Below are 2901 nucleotides of genomic sequence, written 5' to 3' on the forward strand. Positions count from 1 at the left end.
CAAGGTCAAGCGAAGAAGAGCGCAGGGTGGATGCCTTGGCACTAAGAGCCGATGAAAGACGTGATAAGCTGCGAAAAGTCACGGGGAGGAGCAAATATCCATTGATCCGTGAATATCTGAATGGGGAAACCCACATGAGAATACCTCATGTATCCATACGCCAATCCATAACGTATGGAAGGGAACCCGGTGAACTGAAACATCTAAGTAGCCGGAGGAAGAGAAAGAAAAATCGATTTCCAAAGTAGCGGCGAGCGAAATGGAAAGAGCCCAAACCGGAGTGCGTGCATTCCGGGGTTCGGACCGCATAATTGATTCAGCAATTCCAGCAGAACTGTTTTGGGAAAGCAGACCAGAGAGGGTGAAAGTCCCGTAAGCGAAAGAAGAGCTGACATGGCGGTATCCAGAGTACATCGAGACACGAGAAACCTTGATGGAATAAGCGGGGACCACCCCGTAAGGCTAAATACTACTTAGTGACCGATAGCGCATAGTACTGTGAAGGAAAGGTGAAAAGGACCCCGGGAGGGGAGTGAAAGAGAACCTGAAACCCTGTGTTTACAAGCTGTGGAAGCACTTTATATGTGCGACCGCGTACTTTTTGTAGAACGGTCCGGCGAGTTACGCTTACTGGCGAGGTTAAGGACTTAAGGTCCGGAGCCGAAGGGAAACCAAGTCTTAATAGGGCGGTTATAGTCAGTAGGAGTAGACCCGAAACCGGGTGATCTATCCATGTCCAGGTTGAAGATGCCGTAAAAGGCGTTGGAGGACCGAACCCACATCCGTTGAAAAGGGTGGGGATGAGGTGTGGATAGGGGAGAAATTCCAATCGAACCCGGAGATAGCTGGTTCTCCTCGAAATAGCTTTAGGGCTAGCCTCGTTTTAGTCTTGTGGAGGTAGAGCACTGAATTTCCGCGGGGGCGTCAAAGCTTACCAAAGAATATCAAACTCCGAATGCCATTAAGATGATGAACGGGAGTCAGACTGTACGAGATAAGTTGGACAGTCAAAAGGGAAAGAGCCCAGACCACCAGCTAAGGTCCCAAAGTGTGTGTTAAGTGGAAAAGGATGTGGGGATTCAAAGACAACTAGGATGTTGGCTCAGAAGCAGCCATTCATTCAAAGAGTGCGTAACAGCTCACTAGTCGAGAGTCCCTGCGCCGAAAATGTCCGGGGCTGAAACACAACACCGAAGCTGTGGAATCATACCTAGTATGATTGGTAGAGGAGCATTCTTAAGACCGACGAAGCTGTACCGATAAGGAGCAGTGGAGGGATAAGAAGAGAGAATGCCGGAATGAGTAGCGAGAGGAAGGTGAGAATCCTTCCGGCCGAATATCCAAGGATTCCAGGGTAAAGCTGATCTGCCCTGGGTAAGTCGGGACCTAAGGAGAGGCCGAGAGGCGTATCCGATGGACAACAGGTTTAGATTCCTGTACCACATATGGTCAGAACTGTGGGGACGCAGAAGGAAAGCATGAGCCAGGAATGGAAATACTGGTACAAGCAGAGGGGATGGTGTGCTGGCAAATCCGCACACAAAAGTCCTTGCTGTGATGTGGAGCGAACTAGAGTAGCGAAGCATGCGGACCGGCTGCCGAGAAAAGCCGCTATTGTGCCATATGTGCCCGTACCGTAAACCGACACAGGTGGATGAGGAGAGAATCCTAAGGCCGACGGAAGAAGTATTGTTAAGGAACTCGGCAAAATGACCCCGTAACTTCGGGAGAAGGGGTGCCTGAGAAATCAGGCCGCAGAGAATAGGCTCAAGCAACTGTTTAGCAAAAACACAGGTCTATGCAAAACCGAAAGGTGAAGTATATGGGCTGACGCCTGCCCGGTGCTGGAAGGTTAAGAGGAGAGGTTAGCGCAAGCGAAGCTTTGAATTTAAGCCCCAGTAAACGGCGGCCGTAACTATAACGGTCCTAAGGTAGCGAAATTCCTTGTCGGGTAAGTTCCGACCCGCACGAAAGGCGTAATGATTTGAGCACTGTCTCGACAATACATCCGGTGAAATTGAAGTACCAGTGAAGATGCTGGTTACCCGCGCCAGGACGGAAAGACCCCATGGAGCTTTACTCCAGTTTGGTACTGGGATTCGGTACTGCATGTACAGGATAGGTGGGAGACGAAGAAGTTAGGACGCCAGTCTTAACAGAGTCGCTGTTGGGATACCACCCTTGCAGTATTGGGTTTCTAACCAGCCGCTGTGAACCAGCGGTGGGACAATGCCAGGCGGGGAGTTTGACTGGGGCGGTCGCCTCCGAAAGGGTATCGGAGGCGCTCAAAGGTTCCCTCAGAATGGTCGGAAACCATTTAAAGAGTGCAAAGGCAGAAGGGAGCTTGACTGCGACACCGACGGGTGGAGCAGGTACGAAAGTAGGACTTAGTGATCCGGTGGCATAAAGTGGGATTGCCATCGCTCAACGGATAAAAGCTACCCTGGGGATAACAGGCTTATCACTCCCAAGAGTTCACATCGACGGAGTGGTTTGGCACCTCGATGTCGGCTCATCGCATCCTGGGGCTGTAGCAGGTCCCAAGGGTTGGGCTGTTCGCCCATTAAAGCGGTACGCGAGCTGGGTTCAGAACGTCGTGAGACAGTTCGGTCCCTATCCGGCGCGGGCGTAGGATATCTGAGGGGAGCTGGCCTTAGTACGAGAGGACCGGGCTGGACGGACCACTGGTGCATCAGCTGGATACCAAATCCATAGCTGGGTAGCCAAGTCCGGAAGGGATAAACGCTGAAGGCATCTAAGCGTGAAGCCCCCCCCAAGATGAGATGTCCCTGTCTATAAGACAGTAAGACCCCTGAAAGAGTATCAGGTAGATAGGGCAGAGGTGGAAGCACGGTAACGTGTGGAGCTGACTGTTACTAATCGGTCGAGGGCTTGACCAAA

Annotated in this window: 1 rRNA gene; it reads left to right on the forward strand. The window is 51.6% G+C overall.

The window, feature by feature from the left end:
- Positions 1 to 3: 3 nt before the first annotated feature.
- Positions 4 to 2900 (forward strand): 23S ribosomal RNA (locus tag DWY37_RS15590).
- Position 2901: the final 1 nt, after the last annotated feature.

The sequence above is a fragment of the Roseburia sp. AF25-13LB genome, assembly GCF_003478915.1.
In the GTDB taxonomy this organism is placed as follows: domain Bacteria; phylum Bacillota; class Clostridia; order Lachnospirales; family Lachnospiraceae; genus Roseburia_C; species Roseburia_C amylophila.